The organism is Neorhizobium sp. NCHU2750 (assembly GCF_003597675.1).
Taxonomy (GTDB): Bacteria; Pseudomonadota; Alphaproteobacteria; order Rhizobiales; family Rhizobiaceae; genus Neorhizobium.
On record NZ_CP030828.1, the window covers coordinates 530,109 to 548,597 of the forward strand.

An 18,489-nucleotide genomic window follows, 5' to 3' on the forward strand; every position below is an offset into this window, starting at 1 on the left:
GTTCAGCCCTTTCCCTGGACGCGTTGCGGTCGGATGACGACCTGGATCACCACGGCGATGATGAGTGCGATGAGAAGCAGCACGAAGGAGAGTGCTGCCGCGCGCGGCCAGCGGAAGGTCGACACGCTGTCGAATACCATGCTGACCAGAAGCTTGTAGCGGGGGCCGCCGAGGAGTGCGATCGAGACATAGGCGCTGAGCGCGAGAAAGGTCACCAGCATCAGGCCGGAAGCGACGCCGGGGCTTGAAAGCGGCAGCGTCACGCGCAGGAAGGTCCGCCAGGGACCGGCACCGAGGGAATGGGCTGCCTCCGTGTAACGCTTGTCGATCGTTGCCAGTGAATTGGTCAGCGAGATCACCATAAAGGGCAGCAGGATGGTGAGGAGGCCGAGCGTCACGGCTTCGAAAGAATAGAGATATTGCACTGGCCGGGCGATGAGGCCTGCCCCCTTCAACGTGCTCGACAAGACGCCGCTGCGGCCGAGAATGGCGACCCAGCCATAGGCGCGCACGACATTGCTCACCATCAGAGGCACCATCATGATCATCAGCATGATCAGCCGGCCCCGCGGCGACAGATGGGCCGCGTAGAACGCGACCGGATAACCGAGCAGCAGGCATAGGACCAGCACGGTTGCCGTGGACAGGAGCGTGCGCTGGATGATCAGCCAGTAGAAGCTGTCGGAAAAAATGTCGGTGTAATTGGCGAGCGTCGGCTGGAGGTCATAGAGCGATGTCGCCGAATTCGACATGAAGCTGATGAACAGCAGATAGCCGAGCGGCACGACGAAGAACAGGCACAGGATGACGAGCGGCGGCAGCGCCACCGCCCAGGCGAGCGATTTCGGCGAGAGCGTCGTTCTCATGGAGCCCGCTCCAGTTCCACCAGGTTCGCATTGTCCCAGTGGAGGGCAATGGCAGCACCGGGTTCGAGGCTCATCGGTTCCACGCCGGCATTCTGCACCAGTGCGTTCACCGGCATGCCGTTGATGTCGAGATAAAGGAAGGTCTGGGCACCGCGATAGATTGCCTCCCTGACGGTCGCCGCTACGCCATTGGTGATGCCATCGGCCTTGGCGCTGACCGAGATCTTCTCGGGGCGAAGTGCGAAGCGCAGCTTGGCGCCCGCATCGGCAGAGACGCTGCCGATCTTCAATGTATTGCCGGCGATATCGATGACGGTGCCGCTGGCGTCCTTACCCTTCACGGTCGCTTCGAGAATATTGCTCGCACCGAGGAAGGTTGCCACGAATTCCGTGCGAGGCCGATCGTAGATCTCTCTTGGCGAACCCGCCTGCTGGATGCGCCCGTCCTTCATCACCGCCACCCGGTCGGACATGGTGAGCGCCTCTTCCTGGTCATGGGTGACGAAGACGGTGGTCATTTTCAGCCGCTGCTGCAGATGACGGATTTCGACCTGCATCTGCTCGCGCAGCATCTTATCGAGTGCGCTCAATGGTTCATCGAGCAGCAGCACGTCCGGTTCGAAGACGACAGCACGAGCAAGTGCGACGCGCTGCTGTTGGCCGCCGGAAAGCTGGCGCGGATAGCGATCGCCGAATTTGCCGAGTTCGACTAGATCAAGGGCGGTGGCCACCTTGCTGGCAATCTCCGGCTTGGCGACGTTGCGCATCTTCAGGCCGAAGGCGACGTTTTCGGCGACCGTCAGATGCGGGAAGAGCGCAAAGCTCTGAAACACCATGCCGAAGCTGCGCTTGTAGGCAGGGACGCCAGTAACATCTTTGCCGCGAATATAGACATGGCCGTCGGTCGGCTGTTCGAAGCCGGCGATCAGGCGCAGCGTCGTCGTCTTGCCGCATCCGCTGGGGCCGAGCAGCGCGAAGAGACTGCCGCGCTCTATTTCCAGGTCGAGCGAATGAAGTGCGGTCGCAGTATCGAATTTCTTCTGAACCTGTACAAAGCGAACGTCGGCATTGGTCACGGGCGGGTTTGAGCTGTTCATTTCTGTATCTCCAGGGCGCCGAGGGCGCGATCGCATTCGATGATGCGAAGGGCTGCTGCCACGAGGCGGATAGGTAGTTCGGTCATGACGATGAGTTCGGCAAGACGTGTCTGCTGCGTGGCCTTGGCCGCGGTATCGAGCGCAGAGCAGAGGCCGCTCAAGACGCGGGCGTCGATCGGTCCGAGGTTTGCGGCCTGACGGAGGCCGGTTGAAACCTCCAGCCACTCAGCCTTCAATCGCGCGGTCTCCGCCGCAACGATCTCCTGCAGGTTTTCCGGTTCCTTGCCTGCCATCTGAGAAAGCGCCGCAAACTGCCGGGCCATGGTGACCTCGATCCGGCTTAGAGCGCCGGGCAGGTCACCCCTTGGCACCGCGCTCTCGCTCTTCTCTGTGTGCTCAGCATCAAAAAGGCCAAGACATGCCAGGGCGTTGTGGATCAGTCTGAAGCCGGCACAGTCTTCCTTCATGAAGAAGCGTAGCGTCTGGTCCATCACCTTGAAGCCGCGGATCGGCAGGTAGTGACGGACATAGCCTTCGAACGTGATACCCTTGCGCACGAATTCTCCCATCTCAGGGTGTGGAGAGAAGGTGAGAACCTTGCCGGCGCCGAATGGCGCGGTGAAGATCGCGGGCGTTCCCTTCATTTCCCTTTCGAACAAGACCGGAGAAAGAGGGTTTTCGATGAACAGGCGACTGTCCGAAATGTAATTCTTGAAATGGCCGAGCATCGCTGCCGAACGCTCGGCATCGCTGTAGATCGGGCCGTGATAGTAGGGAAGCTCGATCGTTTCCGGCAGGCCGCGCCCGATGACCGGTCCATCGACCGAGATGCTGAGCATGGCTGCGCCGGTTAGCAGATATTCCTGGGTGAATTTCGGCATGGCGTCGATCGCGCCATGCCAGCCCGGCCGGCCTTCCGACATGTAAAAGGCGCCTCCGCATGAGCCCATGTAGGAGCCGCCGCCGCGAATGAAGGCCGAAATGGCGGTGTCTATGCCGCCTATGCCTTCGGCGCGATCAAGGCCCCAGGTGGCAAAGCCACCGGGCATGACCAGCAGGTCACAGTCTTTCAGACAGCCGCCAGCCACATCCGCCCCGGTAACCGTGACGAAGCCGAAGCCGATGCTCAGGAGAGCATGGGCATAATATCCCCAATAGGGATAGCCGATCGCCTCGCCGGCATAGATTGCTATTCTGGGAGCGGAGGCCCGCAGGTTGGGGATCGAGCGGGCCTCCGTTGATGGTTCGGTCAGAGGGGAAAGGCCGAACCGGACTGCCGCGTCCACCGCTGCGGCAGCGATCGAAAAACCATCGTCGCTCTCGTCCACGCCGATACCGTTGACCCTGCAACGGTTGATGAATGCGAGCGTGCCGCCGGCATACGCTCCGCTGTCGGCAAGGCCGAAAGTCGTCATGGTATTGATGTCCTGTAAGGGGAGGGCGGCAGTCGGTGCCGCCCTGTATCCATCAGCCGCCAGCGATCACGCGGTTCCAGCGGTCCGTCCACTCACCGCGATGAGCGGACATGAACTCCTGGTCGAGATCGACGATGCGGGCAACTTCCTCGTCGGAGAACTGCACCCGCTGCTGCAGGTCGACCGGCAAGGTCTTCAGTGTGTCGGGATGGGTGCCGCCGTAGTTGAACACCTTGGCGACCCAGCCCTGAGTGGCGGGATCGATCGTGGCGTTGACATATTGTTCCGCAAACGCCTTGTTCTTGGTGCCCTTGGCGATGCCGGTGCCGGACAGATAGGAGATGGCGCCTTCCTTGGGGAATACCCACTCCACCTTGCCGCCCTGCTGCAGCACGGTATAGGTCTGCGACTTGTAGAGAAGGCCGACCGCGGCCTCGCCGCTGACCAGCGAGCTCATGATCGTGTCGGTATCCTTCGCCCAGATCGGCTCCAGGGCATTCATCTTGGCGAGCATGTCGAAACCGGCCTCGGCGTCCTTGGGGTCCTTGCCGGCCGCCATTGCGCCGATCGGGATCATGTATGGGCCGATCGAGTGGGTGATTTCCGGCAGGACGATCTGGCCGCGATAATCCTCGCTCCACAGGTCGGCGTAGCTCTTCGGCGGTGTCTTCACCAGGGACGGGTTATAGACGATGCCAAGCGCCGAATAGATCATTGCGACCCAGCCCTTGCGCTTGAAGCGATCCGGGATGGCGGAAAGGAAGGACAGGTTGGGGGAGGTCGGGTCGAGATCTTCCAATACGCCCTGCGCTTCCGCCAGCGGCACAATACCGTCATGAAGCTGGACAAGGTCGAAGACCTGGTTGTCGAGGCTGATCTTCAGCTTTGTGACGCGCTCGACAGGGCTCGATCCGCGGTCCTGGACAATCTTCACTCCGGTCTTCTGGGTGAATGGCGTATCCACATACTGCGCCATTCCATCGCCCCACAGACCGCCCCAGGTCATCATCGCCATGGACTCAGGTTTGGACTGCGCAAAGGCGGACCGGACCGGTCCGAGTGCGGGCAGTGTTGCGGCCGATGCGGCCAGCGTCAGAAAATCACGTCTTTTCATATCGGTTCCCCGGTCCTTGTTGCAAACCAATGCACATTGGTTCGGTCTAAGCGGGCTGCTTGTCAGCCTCTCGTGGCATTCCTCGCGACAGAACTTGCTTTAGTCAAGCAATATATGCCAATTTTTCATCAGATTCTCTTGTTTTCGAGATGCGTGCTTAATTATTGGGCGGAATGCCTAAGTTGCAAATTGGTTCTTATTGGTTCAAATGGTTTGCAGGGCAATTGGAAGGACGGCTATGTCACCGGTGGCGAAGGAAAAGATTCTAGACATACTGCGGGCGGCTATCGGCGAAGCGGATACGCGGTTCGTCAATGACGACCGTCTGCTGCCGGAAAGGGAACTCAGTGCGGCTCTCGGTGTCGGGAGGCGGCTTCTGCGTGAGGCCCTGAACACATTGGAGGGTGAAGGGTTGCTGTTTCGCAAGCAGGGGCAGGGCACGTTCATCCGTGAAGTCAATGCCAAGACGACGAGCCTGAGGTCGCTGACCAACCGCACCAGTCCGCATGATATCATAGAGGTCCGGCAGGATATCGAGCCGATCCTGGCCGGCCTTTCGGCCATGCGCGCGACACAGATCGAGATAGAGCAGATGAAGCATTTCGTTCGCCGGGCGGCGCTGGCCGACAGCCCGGACGAATACGAACAATGGGATAGCGCCTTCCATTCGAAAATCGCCGAAAGCGTGCGCAACAGCATGTATTGGAGCATATTCCGGCTGATCAATTCGGTTCGCAAGGAACATCATTGGGTCAGTTCCCGCTCGCGTGTCTTCATCGCCGGCGTCAGCAAGGAAATGGTGCAGCAGCACGAGGCGATCGTCGATGCGATCCAGGCGCGCAATGTGCGCGCGGCCGAGGAAGCAATGCGTCACCACATCATGACTGCAGGCGTGCGTATTCACGAAGCCGAACGAAATTAGTCGAGGGAGCATCCCGATCTGTCGACCGGGATGGTTCTGATGGCGGCCAGTCTTTCGGGGATTTAGAATTGCGCCTTGCCGATCGAGGCGCCGCCGTCGACATGCAGTGTCTGGCCAGTCATGAAGGCCGCATCGTCCGACAGAAGGAAGGCAATCGCGGCGGCAATTTCCTCCGGCGTGCCGAAGCGGCGCATTGGTACACCTGCGAGATAGCGCGCTTCTCCGGTGCTGCCGGGCGCATTGTTGGCCCGGAACAGCTCTGTTTCGGTCGGCCCCGGGGCAACGGCGTTGACCGTAATGCCATCTGTTGCAAGTTCCAGCGCCCAGCTTCGGGTGAAGCTTTCGAGCGCGGCCTTGGCCGCGGCATAGCTGGTGCGCTCGATGCTGCCCAGAACCGTCAGGCTGGAAATGTTGACGATCCTGCCCCAGCCGCGTGCCTTCATGCCCGGCAGCGCAGCCTGTGCCGCAATCAGCGCCGGATGCAGGTTGACCCTTAGCACTTCATCGAGCGTATCGAGCGCGATGTCGCCCAGCGGTGCCGCTCCGACGAGGCCGACATTGTTCACGATGCCGTCGATCGCGCCGTCACGGACAATGTCCGTCAATCGGCCGGATGCATCGTGAGTACCGAGATCAAGCCGATGCAGGTGACCCGGAAAGGCGTCGACCGCGTTGCGTGCAATACCGATGACGTTGTCGCCCTGCCTGGATAGCCGGTTCGCAAGAGCGAGACCGATGCCTTTGCTGGCGCCAGTGATCAGGAATGTTTTCTTCATCGCAAATCCTTTCGGCTCTGCGCCGGTTCGGAACAGGGCCTTAAATCTTGGGGGTGGATCAGGCGGCGAGGCTGGCTGTGCGGCGCAGCGCTGGCAGCATGTCTTCCGGCTCGGGGCGGCGGGTATAATCCGGGTTCACCTCGGCATAGAGGATCACGCCATCCTGGCCGACGACGTAGCGGGCCGGCATCGGCAGGGTCCAGCTCGGATCGCCATTGAAGGCCGGAAGGTCATTCTTCAGCGACTTGTAGAGCTCGATCAGATAATCCTGCATCTCGAAGCGCAGGCCGAAGGCTGCTGCGACATCGTTATGCGGGTCCGACAAGATCGGGAAGGTCAGGTTGTTCTGACGTACCGACTTGCGGCTATTGACCGGGTTCTGCGGCGAGATGGCGACGAGCTTTGCGCCGAGCGCCTCGAACTGCGGCAGCACTTCCTGCAGGGCCTGAAGCTCCATGTTGCAATAGGGGCACCAGACACCGCGATAGAAGCTGATCACCAGCGGACCATACGCCAGAAGATCGGCGGAGGAGACCGGATTGCCGTCAGGATCCGATAGCGTGAAGTCCGGCAGCTTGTCGCCGGCCTTGAGCGCCTTCTGGGCGGCACCCGAGGCGATCAGTTCCGCGGTCGCGCGGTGCATCGTCTCGATCACCGAGTAAGGGACGTTATACGGCGGCTTGCCGGCTTCGAAATCGGCCTTGAAGGCATCGAGCTTGGATTGAAGTGTCATGGTCATTCTCCTTGAACTGGACTGGGAACTGGAATTGGATTGGGAGCTGCGGGCATGCCGAACCTCGGGATCTGCCCCGACGTCCGGCCATGGATGAGGACGTGGTCAGCCGTTGGCGGCCATCGAGCGGGCGACTTCTGCGGCACTGATCCCTTCGAGTGCGAGGCCGTAACCACCTTCCTGGTCGATGATCCGGCGCAGCTTCTGGGTCAGAGCGATGCGGGTGTAGCTCGAGGTGAGCGGCGGCAGCGCGGCGATGCCTTCGGCAATCTCGTGAGCGCGGGCAAGTAGCCTGTCAGCCGGTACGATCTCGTTGACGACGCCCCAGTCCTTGGCGGTTGCCGCATCGAGCACCTGGCGGGAGAGGATGAAATAGCGGCCGCGAATGCTGCCGATCACTTCCGGCCAGAGCAGGTTGACGCCATCACCGGGGACGATGCCGAAATCGAAATGTGGCTTGTCTTGGAAGACGGTCTCCGGCGTGGCGAGGATGATGTCGGTCAGGAGGGCATATTCCGAGTGAAGCAGGACCGGGCCGTTCAGCGCGGTAATCATCGGCACCTCGATGTCGAGGATGTTCATCAGAACCTTGCGGCCCTCGCGGAAGATCTTGTCATAGCCGCGCGGCGAGAAGAAATCGAAGCCTTCCGGGCTGATTGCATCCATGAAGGCATCGCCCGAGCCGGTGAGGATGACGACGCGGTTTTCGGTATCGGCGCCGATCTGATGGAAGAGATCGACGAACTGCTCATGGGTGTGGCCGTTGAAGAGCAGTTTGCCGCCATCGGTATGCAGGGCGACTTCGAGGACGCCGCTCGGCGAACGGGTCAGGCGAGCGTTGGCGAAGGAATTCTTGTAGGTATCGAATTTGGACATGGTGGTACTCCTTGGTGCCCGGGTTTTGCGGTAGGGGTTGAAGGAAAAGCGGGAAAGGAAGCGCATTTGTCAGAGGCGGGTTGTCAGGCTGCAGAGGCTGGCATTTCGACCAGCGCCTCGACCCGGGCGATCGCCCGCTGTACGGCGGGGCGAGAGGCGATTACCTCGTACCAGCGGGACAGGTTGGGGCGGTCGTCGAGCGACAGGCCGGGGAACTGGCGGCGCCATAGCCAGCCGAAATGGGCGATGTCGGCGATGGTGAATTCATTGCCAGCGACGAACGCCTGGCCGGCGAGCTTGTTATCGAGCAGCCCGAGGATCCGTTCAGCTTCGGTGACGAAACGGGCTTCTGCGATCGGCTGCGGTTCCGGGGAAGAGCGACGGAAGAAGCCGGCATTTCCGAAGGCTGGGCTGAGCGCGGAAGCGTGGAAGAAGAGTTGCTCGAACACCCGTGCCCTGCCGATGGCATCGGACGGCAGGAGCTTGCCGGTCTCTTCCGCAAGGTGGACGAGGATGGCAGCGCTTTCCGTCAGGACGAGCGGCTCGCCGGCAAGGTCATTCACCAGGACCGGCACCTTGCCGTTCGGGTTAAGCGTCAGGAAAGCTTCGGCCTTCTGCTCGCCCTTGCGCACGTTGATCGGCTTCAGTTCGTAGGCGAGGCCCATCTCTTCCAGCGCGATCGGAACCTTGACGCTGTTGGGCGTGGCGAATGCATGAACTTCGATCATTTCTGTCTCCATCGACTGTCTGCGTTGTCGTTGGAGAGAGTTATGACCATTCCTGAAATATTGCGGCAGCGAGCCTGAGGCGATAATGCTTATTCCATTGGAGAATAGGCATGGACAGATTTCAGGCGATGACGGCCTTCGTGCGGGTGGTGGAAACCGGATCGTTTTCGGCTGCAGCGCGGCACATCGGGATTGGTCAGCCGGCGATCTCGAAGACGATCGCGCAGTTGGAAGATAGGCTGCAGGTTCGCCTGCTGGTCCGCTCTACCCATGGATTGACCCCTACGGATGCCGGATTGCGCTATTTCGAGAGGGCCAAGGCTGCCATCCATGAAGCGGACGAGGCGGATATGGTGGCGAAGGGCGCAGGTGCCGGACTTTCGGGCCGCCTGCGGGTCTGCGCTGCGACGACTTTTGCCCGGATAATGATACTGCCGCATCTACCGAAATTCATGGATGCGCATCCCGATCTGGACGTGGATATCATCCTGGACGACCGGGTCATTGACCTCGTTGCCGAGGGGATCGACCTCGCACTTCGCATGGGGGAATTGTCAGACTCGTCGGCGGTGGCTAGGCGGATTGCTGTCGGTCGTCGTTCGGTGATTGCGACACCCGCCTATATCGAGCGGCATGGTAGTCCCCAGGTGCCCGCCGATCTCGCGACCCATCAGGCGGTTGTCTATACCCAGCTCGGCAATAGCTGGACCTTTACCCGTCAGGGTACGGAGGCATCGGTTGCGGTGTCCGGCCGGGTTCGCTTCAGCGCTGCGGAAGGCATCCGAACGGCAGTTCTCGCCGATATGGGACTTGCTGTCGCCTCCGACTGGATGTTTGCGCCGGAACTCGCCAGTGGTGCGGTCCAGAGGTTACTGCCGGATTGGTCGCTTCCTGCTCTCGATCTCTGGGTGGTATTCCCGACGGGAAGATTGGCGACGGCGAAAGCCCGCGCCTTCGCCGATTTCGTGGGAGAGGTAATGGCCGGTTCATAGCGCTGCAACTAACCTGACCGCGCTGTCTTCGGGATTCGACGAACGATAAATCTGCAGTTTCAAACAGCGCCGGTAACCGCGCTGCCAATATCGATGCCATCGAAGCTTTGCGGCAAAGATACCGAATAAATTGCAAAAGGTGTTTCGGCCAGACCGCCCGGTTCCCGCGGTTTGCGCGGCACATAAAGGTGACGGTCGGCCGAGATGAAGGCGCCGTCGGGCCGGACGAAATCAGGGTCGGAGGTGAAGGTGGCTGTCTTTCCGGATGGAGAAAGCAGCGTGATCTTGCCGGTCTTGGTCTCGCAGAAATAGAAATTCCCAAGCGTATCCATGGCGCAACCGCTCGAAAATTCGATATCGGCCACGTGCTGGACTTTTTTCTCAAGCTCGTCGTCGGCCATTTCGGCATCGTTCAGATACCGTGTCTCCACCTTGAAGAGTGGGCCCGTCGGCGCCGCCCAGAAAAGCCATTCGCCATCCTGGCTGATTTCGATCATGTCGCTGTTCGGGGGCGTAAACGGCTTTTCCTTGGCGTCCGGCTGGAGCGCAAGGGTCATCTTGACCTCCTTGGCCAGCATCGGCTTGCGGCCCGATAGGCGACGCGTCGTCTTCCCTATATCAAAGTCATGTACGATGATCGCGCCAAGCCCGGAATCGGTAACGTACATTTTCGATCCGTGAAAACGCAGGTCGTTCATCTTGGCGCCGGCGGGCAGGATGCTATCGTCAAAACGCAGCACCTTCAGGATTTCGCCGGTATCCGACGAAAGCTGGACGATCTTTTGCGCGCCCGGCTGCGGGGTGGAAAACTGCTCGGGAAATGCATCGGCGCTGAGCGACCCCTGATCCACGACCCACACGGTATCATCCGCAAAGACATGGACCGAATTCAGGTAAACGAAAGCGTTGCGACCATCGGCGCCTGGCTTCCATGCGTTCCAGCCATTCCCGGGGAAAGGGAGCATCTTGCCGTTCTGATCACGTCGGGCGAGGGCAGGCGTGTCCTCTTTCGGGGTATATCGAGGGCAGCCAAGAAACAGCATGTTCTTGCTGGTAAGTGCCACCTGATTTGCCATCCAGGGCGACCTGACAGCTACTGAGAGTTTCAACGGTGCCTCCGCCCTTGAAATGGCGGGGAACGCTCCCGAAACACCGAGAGCACCGGCACCTGCGATCAATGTCCGCCGAGTTAGATCCACGAGCAAACTCCTTGTCAGTCAAAGGGAAAGCCGGGATGATAAGTCCCGGCTCTCGTTCGGGGCGTCATCTGCCCATAAAGAGCATGCCCTGTAAAATCACAGGAACGAAATCGGCTCGAATGGCGGTCGTTTTCCAAACGCCGATTTCGTTCGGGTTGCCTGTTATTGTGCGGCGCCCTTGCCAGCTCCACGATAGCGCGAGAGCCAATGTGCATAAGGTGCAGGCAGCGTCCAGGCAGGTCGCTCTTCGCCCAGAGCGATCGCTACCTGATAGGGATAGTGCGGATCTGCAAGCATTGCGCGGCCGACCATGACGATATCCATCTGCCCAGTCGCCACAGCCTTCTCGATGTCCTGGGGCGCGTCAACGCACCAGGCGGACGCGACCGGCATACCGGCTTCCTTGCGCACGCGACCGGTAGTCGGCACAAGGAAGGACGGCCCCCACGGAACCTTGGCGTCCATGGTGGAGAAGCCCATGCTGACATTCATGAGGTCAAGGCCACCATCGCGCAGTGTCTTGGTCAGTGTGATGGCTTCTGACAAAGTCTCCTCATCGCGACCATCGAATTCGATGACGCCGAAACGTGCCGTCAACGGAAGGTTTTCCGGCCAAACCTTGCGCACTGCTTCGAAGGTTTCGATGATGAAGCGGCTGCGACCTGCGGCGTCACCGCCATAGGCATCCGTGCGCTTGTTGGCATGCACCGAGAAGAAGCTTTGTGCCAGATAGCCGTGGGCGAAATGCAGTTCGAGCCATTCGAAGCCGGCCTGCAGTGCACGCTTGGCTGCTGCGACGAAATCTGTCTTCACGCGTTCGATGTCGGCGATCGTCATTTCCCGCGGCGTCTTGGACAGGCCACCGCCGAAGGGGATGGCGGATGGAGAGATGGTTTCCCAGCCGCGCGGATCGCCATCGGCAATGTGGTCGTCACCTTCCCACGGAAGGTTGGCGCTGGCCTTGCGACCGGCATGGCCGATCTGGATGCCGGGAACCGACCCGGCTGCCTTGATAGCGGCGGTGATGCGGGCCATGCCTTCGATCTGTTCGTCTTTCCATAGGCCGGTGCAGCCAGGCGTGATGCGGCCATCGGCCGAAACACCCGTGGCCTCGACCACGACCAAACCGGCGCCACCGCGGGCAAGGCCCGCATAGTGAGCCCAATGCCATTCGTTGGTGAAGCCGTCCTTGGCGCTGTATTGACACATCGGCGGAACGGCGATGCGGTTGCGGAGTGTTACGTCCTTGAGCTTGAAAGTCTGAAAAGCTGCAGACATTGCTTATCCTCGATTTCTATCGTCAGTTCACTTTGATCAGCGGCTTGCCACTGAACGATCGGTTTTGCAGGCCCGCCAGAAGTTCCGGCAGGTCGGAGAAGTCGCGCATGATCAACGGCTCCGGCTGAATGCGTCGATCTGCGATCTGCTTCATGATGGTCTCGCCGGCGGCCATCAAGCGGGTCCAGGCCTCATTGTTTCCGAAGGTGTGCAGCGCGCCGAGCGCCACTTCGTGGACGGACAGGCATTGGCTGAACGGATTGCAGGGCCATGTGGCCAGCCGGTCCTGGACGCAAACGATATGCCCGTTCGCTTCCAGCGCCGGAGCAAGCTGTGCGGCATGGGCGCCGCTGACCGTGTCTATAACCGCAAAAAATCGACCAAGCATGTCACCAGGCAGGTCGGCGTTCGGTTCGATTGGGCCGGCAATCAGGTGCCGTACCCCATAACCACGCAGGCGGTTCCAATGGCGCTCGTTGCACATGGCCATGACCGAAAACCCGCGTTGCAGCGCGAACTGAACCAGATAATTGCCAACGGCGCCACCGGCGCCGCTGACCAGCAGATAGGCGCCCGGTCGAACCGGGATCTTTTCGATCGACAGCCAGGCAGTCAGCGCGGGGCACGGCAGGCTCGCCGCCATAGGCAAGCCGAACCCATCCGGCAGCCGCATCAGCGCCCGTGCATCAACCGGCGTATATTCGGCAAAACTGCCCTGCTTATGGAGGTTCTGGTGGTAACAGACGCGTTTGCCGATGAGGTGTTTCAGGCTTGCGCTGCCCACGGCGGCCACGATACCGGCGCCATCAACGCCGGTCACGTGTCCATCGGTCCAGGATGGGAGGCCATGCAGCACCTTCCAATCCACTGGATTGAGCCCGATGATTTCGTTGCGCACAAGCACTTCATCTCTTCCCGGGGTTGCCACGGCAATACGGGACAGCCTCAGGGCGCTGGGGCTGTCACTGCCATGCCATGTCCAGGCACGCTGCATGCTTGGCAGGGATGTCGGTGCTTCAGGCATATCTTCTCCGATTAGCGTTCGCTGCGGAGCGCTTCGATGGTCAATTCGGCGGTCCTCTCCGAAGAGGCCGGGTTTTGGCCCGTCACCAGCTTGCCGTCACGCAACGCGAAGGGCTGGAAGTCAGGTCCGCTACGATAATGACCACCAAGCGAGATCAGCCGGCTTTCCAAAAGGAAGGGTACGACATCGGTCAGGCCAACGGCCTCTTCTTCGGAGTTGGAGAAGCCGGTGACCATACGGCCGGCAACAATCGGGCGCCCATCGGCGTCCTTGGCCGACACGAGGCCGGACGGGCCATGGCAGACGGCTGCCACGACCTTGCCTGCAGTCCAGGCATCGCCCAGCAGAGATGCCAGTGCCTGGCTTTCGGGAAGGTCCCACATGGTTCCGTGGCCACCAGGCAGAAAGATCGCGTCGTAGTCGGTGGACGAAAGCGTGGCGAGAGCTTTCGAGTTGTTGACGGCGTCCATGGCCTTTGTGTCGGCGAGAAAGCGCGCGACGCATTCCGGCTGTTCACCTTCGACGGATGCAGGGTCCAGAGGTGCCTTGCCGCCGGAAACCGAAGCAATGTCTGCCTGAAAGCCCTCAGAGAGGAAAAGGTAGTAGGGGGCTGCCAGCTCCTCGAGCCAGACACCGGTCGGTTTGCCGGTCTTGCCCTTGGTGGCCTGGGATGTCAGGGCAAGGAGAATGCGTCGTGTTTCAGCCATAGGTTTGTTCCTTGTCGGATTGCTGGCTCAGTTGTAAGCGCCGGCGGAATAGGTGAGTTCATAGGAATGGGAGTAGAGTTCGAAGACGATACCGAACGGGTCTTCGACATAGACCATGCGGTAGGGCTTCTCTCCCGGGAAGTATTCGCGAACCGGCATGCGTTGCTTGCCGCCTGCGGCGACGATCTTGGCCAACAGGCCTTCGACATCGGGGTCCTGGATTGCGAAGTGGAACATGCCGGTCTGCCTGAAGGGCAGGTTATTGTCCGGCGCGTGATTGGCAGGGAATTCGAAAAGCTCAAATCCAATCCGGTCGGCCGTCGCAAGATGGGCGATGCGGAACTTGCCCCAGCCAGGGCCGAAGACGTCATTGCACATGATGCCAATATCGGTCTCGTCCTGCGTAATCGTCGTTGGCGGCATGATGACGTAGAAGCCCAGCACATCGCGGTAAAATTCAACCGCCTTGTCCAGATCGGGCACAGACAGGCCGATATGGGAAAATGTGCGGGGTGTGGTCGGTGTCATGGGAAATCTCCGGCTATTTTATTGCGCTTTAGGTAATGGCCCAGATCCTGTATGTAAAATTATGATATGAACGGAAAATGATTACATTTTGGAATTGACTCATGCTGAACGCCCAATGGCTCGAAACTTTCGTCGTGCTCTGCGAGGCCGGCCATTTCACCAGGGCGGCTGCGCGGCTCAATATGACCCAGCCGGGCGTCTCCCAGCACTTGAAGAAGCTCGAAGACCAGGTTGGCCAGGCGCTCGTCACGCGCGATGGAAAAGGGTTTACGCTGACGCCGGCAGGCGAGGCGGTTCGTGATCTCGGCAGGCAAAGGCGAAGTGAGGAACGTCAGTTGCGGGATGCGCTCGACGGCGATGATGCCGGGAAGGGGCAAGTCTCGCTCGCCTGTTCAGGTAGTCTTGCCTTGCTCATCTATCCTCGGATCATCACTCTGATGCAGAACTCTCCCGGGTTGATGGTGCGGCTCGAAGCGGCACCACAGGCGCGGGTGGTTGAGGGCGTGCTCTCTGGCGTCTATGATATCGGTGTGGCGGATCACAAGCCCACCAATCCGCGGCTTGATGGTGATCTCCTCGGTTCTGACGAGCTCTGCTTGCTTTTGCCGCGCGGACAATCGACGGAACCCAGTTTCGCGGATCTCGAGCGACTTGGCTTCATTGCTCATCCTGACGGCATCGCCTATGCCGACGAGTTGTTATCGGCGAATTTTCCGAGCGAATACCAAGGCGTCGACAGTCTCCGAATTCGCAGCTTCATTAATCAGATTGGCCAGATCCCCGAACCGGTGGCCAAGGGGGTCGGGTATACGATCCTGCCACGTAGCGGTGTGGACGCCTATCCTCGCCGGGCAGATCTTGCCTGTATGGCACTTGCCAATCCGGTCCGCCACGATCTCTGGATGGTGCGGCGGCGCGGCAAAGTCTTTGCCGCGCGCACGAAGAGGGTCGTGACGGAGGTGATCGATACGGTCAGGAACCTAACCGGGCTTTCCTGATCATGCCTTCCGGGCGGCCTCGACCAGTCCGTCCAGCCAATCCTGGTGACCATTGATCATCGGATTTGGCTTTGCCTTGGCGAGGTCTGCGGCAGGCTTGCCCTTTTGGGTTTCCTGCGTGAGAATTCTGACCCGGCCACCCGGCAGATCCTCCACGAGCCAGGCATGATGGACGTCGAGGCGGGTATCGCCTTCGCCTGCCCAGCCATGCCATGCGACGCGTCCCGGCTTGCCGTCTACCGGAGCCACATACTCGACGACCTGAGCCTCGACCGGGAAGCCAAAGGTCTCGAAATAGAAGCGTCGGCCATTTTCCAATTCAGGGCCCTTGTCGTCGTAAAATTTTATATTGGCGGAGTTGGCGTAGTAGCTTGGCCATGCGGGCGCATTGCTGAGAAGTGGCCATACCTTGGCGGTTGTCAGACCGGCCACGATAACTTCGTTGGAGCAGAAGTTCTCGGTGAAGCCGGGCGTGTAGTCTTCCGGCCATTCAATTGCATTCATCGTGATCATCTTGATTTTCCTCGTTGCTTGGTTCTGCTTGCCACCGATGCCAGATGTACAAAGATAAGAAAAATCGGCATTTCTGATTATGGTCATAAGTCTGCGTGATATTTGGCGCGTCGATCTAAGCCTGCTGAAGGCGTTTGACGCCCTGCCGGACGAAGGTAGCGTGACGCGTGCCCGACAGACCTGGTCTTGCCCAGCCGGTTGTGAGCGGCATGCTGAGCCGGCTTCGCGATGGGTTTGATGCTCTTTTGTTCGTTTGCACCAAGCTCAGGGAGGTTTCGACGACAGGGGTTGCAGGACTTGCCGCGCCCATCCGCCAGATCCTGTCGGATGCGGAAGGCATTCTGCTGCCGGCAGTCTTTGATGCCGCCACGGCCGGATTTCATGTCTCGATCACAGCTGCCGCTTATGCTATCGCGCCGTGGTCTTAGGTACTCGCTCGTTTGACGATGTGAAATCCGGTATCGATTGTGGTGCCCTGCTCGCCACGGCCCGCCGCGCGCTCGATGATGAGCGACATTGCGCGTTGGCCCATCTCATAGGTGTGAGGCTGGATGGTGGTGAGGCCCGGGGTGATCTCGGAGGCGATTTCATAGTCGCCCCAGCCGGCCACGGCCAGCCGCTCCGGCACCTTCCAGCCCCGGCGTCCACATTCGAACAACACGCCGGCAGCAACGATATCCGTGGGGCAGACGATTGCATCGAGACCGGCATCGATCCGACACAGGCCGTCGAGCGCCTTGGGGCCGGCACCAAAACCGTCTGCCTGGTCGACCAGGAAGATCCTGTGACTGTCCAGGCCAGCCTTTTCGAGCATTTCCCGGAAAACCGGAACGCGTTCGGTGAAGCGATGCGAGACGTCGCCCTCATAGCCAACGAAGCCGATGCGCCGATAGCCCTGTTCGATAAGCAACGCGACCATCGCACGGGTCGCATCGGTGGTCGAATAGCCAACTGCCATGTCGAACGGATTTTCATGAACCCAGGATTCGACGACCGGCACCCCAGTCTTGCGCAATAGGGTGCGTGCATCGGTTTCGTGTTCGTCGCCCACAAGGACGATGCCGGCGACACGCAGCCCGACAAAGGTGCGGATTGCAGATGCCTCCTGGCTGAGGCTGTCGGCCAGTTTTAGGATGAGCTGGTATCCGTCTGCAGCCACCTGATCCTGCATGCCGCGGACATAATTATAGAAGCTCGAATTCTTGATCGAAGGAATGACGGCGCCGATGACACGGCTTTGGCCTGAAGCAAGATTGCCCGCGGCATGGTTGGGCACATAGCCGAGTTCCGCCGCAACCTTGAGTACGCGCAGTCGCGTCTCATCCTGAACGCGCTCCGGATAGCGAAACGCATTCGACACTGTCATCGGCGATACGCCTGCCGCGACTGCGACCGACTGCATCGTTACCGTTTCGTCAGGCCGGATTTTTGTCATCTTGGTGGGATGCGGCTCCATTCTAAGATCTGGTGCTCAGGAAATATGCACTGCCTCAAGCGGCGGCAAATTGAGAAAAGCCATCCTTGACAGAGCGCAAGCGCAGAATATTGTAGCGCTACAAAACGCGAATGGGAACCAGCTTGTGCTAATCTTCATTTGTGGGCGAGAGTTTGGGAACTATTCATGGCGGTTGTAGAAGGTCAGGTTGGTAATGGGCTGTTGCTGACGGGGATCCATAAATCCTACGGCAAGGTTGCTGCTGTGCGCAATCTGGATCTCAACGTTGATGCCGGTGAACTGGTGGCACTGCTGGGGCCTTCCGGCTGCGGAAAGACGACGACGCTTAGAATGGTGGCGGGTTTCGAGACGCCGGACAGCGGCTCGGTCAGGATCGGCGGCGAGGAAGTCTCGCAACTTCCACCTCACAAGCGCCACCTCGGCATGGTGTTTCAGAATTACAGTCTCTTTCCCCATCGCACGGTAGCCGAAAATATCGGCTTCGGCCTTCGGATGGCCGGCATGGCGAAAGCTGCGCGCGATGCAAAGATCAGCGAGATGCTGGATCTCGTCCAGTTGCAGGGCAGGGGTGAAGTCTATCCTTCCAAGCTGTCCGGCGGTCAGCAGCAACGGGTGGCACTGGCACGTTCGCTGGTCGTCAACCCCAAGGTCCTGTTGCTGGACGAGCCGCTCGGCGCGCTCGACAAGTCGCTGCGTGAAAGCATGCAGTTCGAAATCCGCGGAATGCAGCAGCGCCTCGGCATCACCGCCCTGCTCGTGACCCACGATCAGGAAGAGGCGATGTCCATGGCCGATAGGGTGGCGGTCATGAATGGCGGCCGCATTCTGCAGATCGGCGCCCCGGCCGACATTTACGACCGGCCGAAAAGCCGGTTCGTGGCCGAGTTTCTCGGTACGTCGAATATCTTCGAGGGAACCGTCGATGTGGACTGTTCGAGCCTGACGATTGCGGGACCTCAAGGCGGAGTGACGCTTCCTCTGCCGGAAAAGTCGGTCGGCGGCGAAACAAAGCTCCTCTCGGTTCGCCCCGAACGCATCTCGCTCATTGCTAGCGACGCGGCTGCCGGCTTCGGCGGCCGCATCGTCGGCGCCGTTTTCCGCGGCAATTATGCCGCCTATCAGGTCGAGGTCCCATCTCTCGGCCGTGAGATTTTCGTCTACCGGCAGGCCGATGGCCCGCTCGGTGCGACCACCTACCATCTCGGCCAGGCCGTGACAGTCGACTGGGCGCCGCAGGACGGCGTCGTCGTCAGCGCGGAGTAATTTT

The 18,489-nt window shown here is 60.1% G+C and carries 20 protein-coding genes; 5 read left to right on the forward strand and 15 right to left on the reverse strand.

Annotation, left to right across the window (positions count from 1 at the left end; genetic code table 11):
* Positions 1–2: 2 nt before the first annotated feature.
* Genes NCHU2750_RS23105 through NCHU2750_RS23120 form a run of 4 tightly spaced genes read right to left on the reverse strand, consistent with a single transcriptional unit; the run spans position 3 to position 4,492 of the window.
* Entirely contained in the window at positions 3–866 is an 864-nt protein-coding gene (locus NCHU2750_RS23105; RefSeq protein ID WP_119944095.1) for an ABC transporter permease, read from the reverse strand.
* Positions 863–1,963 carry an ABC transporter ATP-binding protein gene (locus NCHU2750_RS23110; RefSeq protein ID WP_119944096.1) on the reverse strand — a complete coding sequence of 367 codons (1,101 nt, stop codon included), beginning with the start codon at positions 1,961–1,963 and terminating at the stop codon, positions 863–865. Before NCHU2750_RS23110 ends, NCHU2750_RS23105 begins: the two co-directional genes overlap by 4 nt.
* Positions 1,960–3,378 (reverse strand): BPL-N domain-containing protein, encoded by a 1,419-nt coding sequence (locus NCHU2750_RS23115; protein ID WP_119944097.1) that lies wholly within the window; start codon positions 3,376–3,378, stop codon positions 1,960–1,962. Before NCHU2750_RS23115 ends, NCHU2750_RS23110 begins: the two co-directional genes overlap by 4 nt.
* A gap of 52 nt (positions 3,379–3,430) precedes the next feature.
* The gene (locus tag NCHU2750_RS23120; protein ID WP_119944098.1) at positions 3,431–4,492 is read right to left on the reverse strand and encodes an ABC transporter substrate-binding protein; all 1,062 of its coding nucleotides are present in this window, start codon (positions 4,490–4,492) and stop codon (positions 3,431–3,433) included.
* Between the two features lie 238 nt (positions 4,493–4,730).
* Between NCHU2750_RS23120 and NCHU2750_RS23125 the strand changes: the two genes are divergently transcribed.
* Positions 4,731–5,414 (forward strand): FadR/GntR family transcriptional regulator, encoded by a 684-nt coding sequence (locus tag NCHU2750_RS23125; protein WP_162939756.1) that lies wholly within the window; start codon positions 4,731–4,733, stop codon positions 5,412–5,414.
* Positions 5,415–5,476: 62 nt separating this feature from the next.
* On the opposite strand, the gene NCHU2750_RS23130 is transcribed toward NCHU2750_RS23125, so the two are convergent.
* The 4 genes from NCHU2750_RS23130 to NCHU2750_RS23145 form a co-directional block, all read right to left on the reverse strand.
* Positions 5,477–6,190, reverse strand: coding sequence for an SDR family oxidoreductase (locus NCHU2750_RS23130; protein WP_119944100.1), 714 nt, complete (start codon positions 6,188–6,190; stop codon positions 5,477–5,479).
* Between the two features lie 58 nt (positions 6,191–6,248).
* Entirely contained in the window at positions 6,249–6,923 is a 675-nt protein-coding gene (locus tag NCHU2750_RS23135; RefSeq protein WP_119944101.1) for a peroxiredoxin-like family protein, read from the reverse strand.
* A 105-nt stretch (positions 6,924–7,028) separates the two neighbouring features.
* On the reverse strand, positions 7,029–7,799 hold the full coding sequence (locus tag NCHU2750_RS23140; RefSeq protein ID WP_119944102.1) for an enoyl-CoA hydratase/isomerase family protein: 771 nt from the start codon (positions 7,797–7,799) through the stop codon (positions 7,029–7,031).
* A gap of 83 nt (positions 7,800–7,882) precedes the next feature.
* Positions 7,883–8,527 carry a glutathione S-transferase family protein gene (locus NCHU2750_RS23145; RefSeq protein ID WP_119944103.1) on the reverse strand — a complete coding sequence of 215 codons (645 nt, stop codon included), beginning with the start codon at positions 8,525–8,527 and terminating at the stop codon, positions 7,883–7,885.
* 110 nt (positions 8,528–8,637) lie between these two features.
* Here NCHU2750_RS23145 and NCHU2750_RS23150 point away from each other — a divergent pair, with 110 nt between their 5' ends.
* Complete coding sequence (locus tag NCHU2750_RS23150; RefSeq protein WP_119944104.1) at positions 8,638–9,519, forward strand: LysR family transcriptional regulator; 882 nt, start codon at positions 8,638–8,640, stop codon at positions 9,517–9,519.
* Positions 9,520–9,578: 59 nt separating this feature from the next.
* On the opposite strand, the gene NCHU2750_RS23155 is transcribed toward NCHU2750_RS23150, so the two are convergent.
* The 5 genes from NCHU2750_RS23155 to NCHU2750_RS23175 all read right to left on the reverse strand — a co-directional run bounded on the left by NCHU2750_RS23155 (position 9,579) and on the right by NCHU2750_RS23175 (position 14,255).
* On the reverse strand, positions 9,579–10,628 hold the full coding sequence (locus NCHU2750_RS23155) for an L-dopachrome tautomerase-related protein (protein WP_245480454.1): 1,050 nt from the start codon (positions 10,626–10,628) through the stop codon (positions 9,579–9,581).
* A 252-nt stretch (positions 10,629–10,880) separates the two neighbouring features.
* Positions 10,881–11,996: an NADH:flavin oxidoreductase/NADH oxidase gene (locus tag NCHU2750_RS23160; protein WP_119944106.1), complete on the reverse strand. Its 1,116-nt coding sequence runs from the start codon at positions 11,994–11,996 to the stop codon at positions 10,881–10,883.
* A gap of 22 nt (positions 11,997–12,018) precedes the next feature.
* Positions 12,019–12,894, reverse strand: coding sequence for an alcohol dehydrogenase catalytic domain-containing protein (locus tag NCHU2750_RS23165; RefSeq protein ID WP_349509034.1), 876 nt, complete (start codon positions 12,892–12,894; stop codon positions 12,019–12,021).
* 137 nt (positions 12,895–13,031) lie between these two features.
* Positions 13,032–13,727, reverse strand: coding sequence for a type 1 glutamine amidotransferase domain-containing protein (locus NCHU2750_RS23170; protein WP_119944108.1), 696 nt, complete (start codon positions 13,725–13,727; stop codon positions 13,032–13,034).
* A 27-nt stretch (positions 13,728–13,754) separates the two neighbouring features.
* Entirely contained in the window at positions 13,755–14,255 is a 501-nt protein-coding gene (locus tag NCHU2750_RS23175; protein ID WP_119944109.1) for a lactoylglutathione lyase family protein, read from the reverse strand.
* Between the two features lie 101 nt (positions 14,256–14,356).
* Here NCHU2750_RS23175 and NCHU2750_RS23180 point away from each other — a divergent pair, with 101 nt between their 5' ends.
* Positions 14,357–15,253 (forward strand): LysR family transcriptional regulator, encoded by an 897-nt coding sequence (locus NCHU2750_RS23180; protein ID WP_119944110.1) that lies wholly within the window; start codon positions 14,357–14,359, stop codon positions 15,251–15,253.
* Here NCHU2750_RS23180 and NCHU2750_RS23185 read toward each other — a convergent pair whose 3' ends face one another.
* Positions 15,254–15,757 (reverse strand): SRPBCC family protein, encoded by a 504-nt coding sequence (locus tag NCHU2750_RS23185; protein WP_119944349.1) that lies wholly within the window; start codon positions 15,755–15,757, stop codon positions 15,254–15,256.
* A gap of 176 nt (positions 15,758–15,933) precedes the next feature.
* Between NCHU2750_RS23185 and NCHU2750_RS23190 the strand changes: the two genes are divergently transcribed.
* Positions 15,934–16,194, forward strand: coding sequence for a hypothetical protein (locus NCHU2750_RS23190; protein WP_162939757.1), 261 nt, complete (start codon positions 15,934–15,936; stop codon positions 16,192–16,194).
* On the opposite strand, the gene NCHU2750_RS23195 is transcribed toward NCHU2750_RS23190, so the two are convergent.
* Positions 16,191–17,168: a LacI family DNA-binding transcriptional regulator gene (locus NCHU2750_RS23195; RefSeq protein WP_119944350.1), complete on the reverse strand. Its 978-nt coding sequence runs from the start codon at positions 17,166–17,168 to the stop codon at positions 16,191–16,193. The genes NCHU2750_RS23190 and NCHU2750_RS23195 overlap by 4 nt on opposite strands.
* A 219-nt stretch (positions 17,169–17,387) precedes the next feature.
* Between NCHU2750_RS23195 and NCHU2750_RS23200 the strand changes: the two genes are divergently transcribed.
* Complete coding sequence (locus NCHU2750_RS23200) at positions 17,388–18,485, forward strand: ABC transporter ATP-binding protein (protein ID WP_119944112.1); 1,098 nt, start codon at positions 17,388–17,390, stop codon at positions 18,483–18,485.
* Positions 18,486–18,489: the final 4 nt, after the last annotated feature.

What these genes read in the sequence shown, in the direction of transcription:
- NCHU2750_RS23140 (WP_119944102.1), bottom strand. Translation starts at nt 7,799, where the DNA reads ATGTCCAAATTCGATACCTACAAGAATTCCTTCGCCAACGCTCGCCTG.
- NCHU2750_RS23145 (WP_119944103.1), bottom strand. Translation starts at nt 8,527, where the DNA reads ATGATCGAAGTTCATGCATTCGCCACGCCCAACAGCGTCAAGGTTCCG.
- NCHU2750_RS23120 (WP_119944098.1), bottom strand. Translation starts at nt 4,492, where the DNA reads ATGAAAAGACGTGATTTTCTGACGCTGGCCGCATCGGCCGCAACACTG.
- NCHU2750_RS23150 (WP_119944104.1), top strand. Translation starts at nt 8,638, where the DNA reads ATGGACAGATTTCAGGCGATGACGGCCTTCGTGCGGGTGGTGGAAACC.
- NCHU2750_RS23125 (WP_162939756.1), top strand. Translation starts at nt 4,731, where the DNA reads ATGTCACCGGTGGCGAAGGAAAAGATTCTAGACATACTGCGGGCGGCT.
- NCHU2750_RS23175 (WP_119944109.1), bottom strand. Translation starts at nt 14,255, where the DNA reads ATGACACCGACCACACCCCGCACATTTTCCCATATCGGCCTGTCTGTG.
- NCHU2750_RS23115 (WP_119944097.1), bottom strand. Translation starts at nt 3,378, where the DNA reads ATGACGACTTTCGGCCTTGCCGACAGCGGAGCGTATGCCGGCGGCACG.
- NCHU2750_RS23130 (WP_119944100.1), bottom strand. Translation starts at nt 6,190, where the DNA reads ATGAAGAAAACATTCCTGATCACTGGCGCCAGCAAAGGCATCGGTCTC.
- NCHU2750_RS23195 (WP_119944350.1), bottom strand. Translation starts at nt 17,168, where the DNA reads ATGCAGTCGGTCGCAGTCGCGGCAGGCGTATCGCCGATGACAGTGTCG.
- NCHU2750_RS23105 (WP_119944095.1), bottom strand. Translation starts at nt 866, where the DNA reads ATGAGAACGACGCTCTCGCCGAAATCGCTCGCCTGGGCGGTGGCGCTG.
- NCHU2750_RS23110 (WP_119944096.1), bottom strand. Translation starts at nt 1,963, where the DNA reads ATGAACAGCTCAAACCCGCCCGTGACCAATGCCGACGTTCGCTTTGTA.
- NCHU2750_RS23160 (WP_119944106.1), bottom strand. Translation starts at nt 11,996, where the DNA reads ATGTCTGCAGCTTTTCAGACTTTCAAGCTCAAGGACGTAACACTCCGC.
- NCHU2750_RS23135 (WP_119944101.1), bottom strand. Translation starts at nt 6,923, where the DNA reads ATGACACTTCAATCCAAGCTCGATGCCTTCAAGGCCGATTTCGAAGCC.
- NCHU2750_RS23200 (WP_119944112.1), top strand. Translation starts at nt 17,388, where the DNA reads ATGGCGGTTGTAGAAGGTCAGGTTGGTAATGGGCTGTTGCTGACGGGG.
- NCHU2750_RS23180 (WP_119944110.1), top strand. Translation starts at nt 14,357, where the DNA reads ATGCTGAACGCCCAATGGCTCGAAACTTTCGTCGTGCTCTGCGAGGCC.
- NCHU2750_RS23170 (WP_119944108.1), bottom strand. Translation starts at nt 13,727, where the DNA reads ATGGCTGAAACACGACGCATTCTCCTTGCCCTGACATCCCAGGCCACC.
- NCHU2750_RS23185 (WP_119944349.1), bottom strand. Translation starts at nt 15,757, where the DNA reads ATGAATGCAATTGAATGGCCGGAAGACTACACGCCCGGCTTCACCGAG.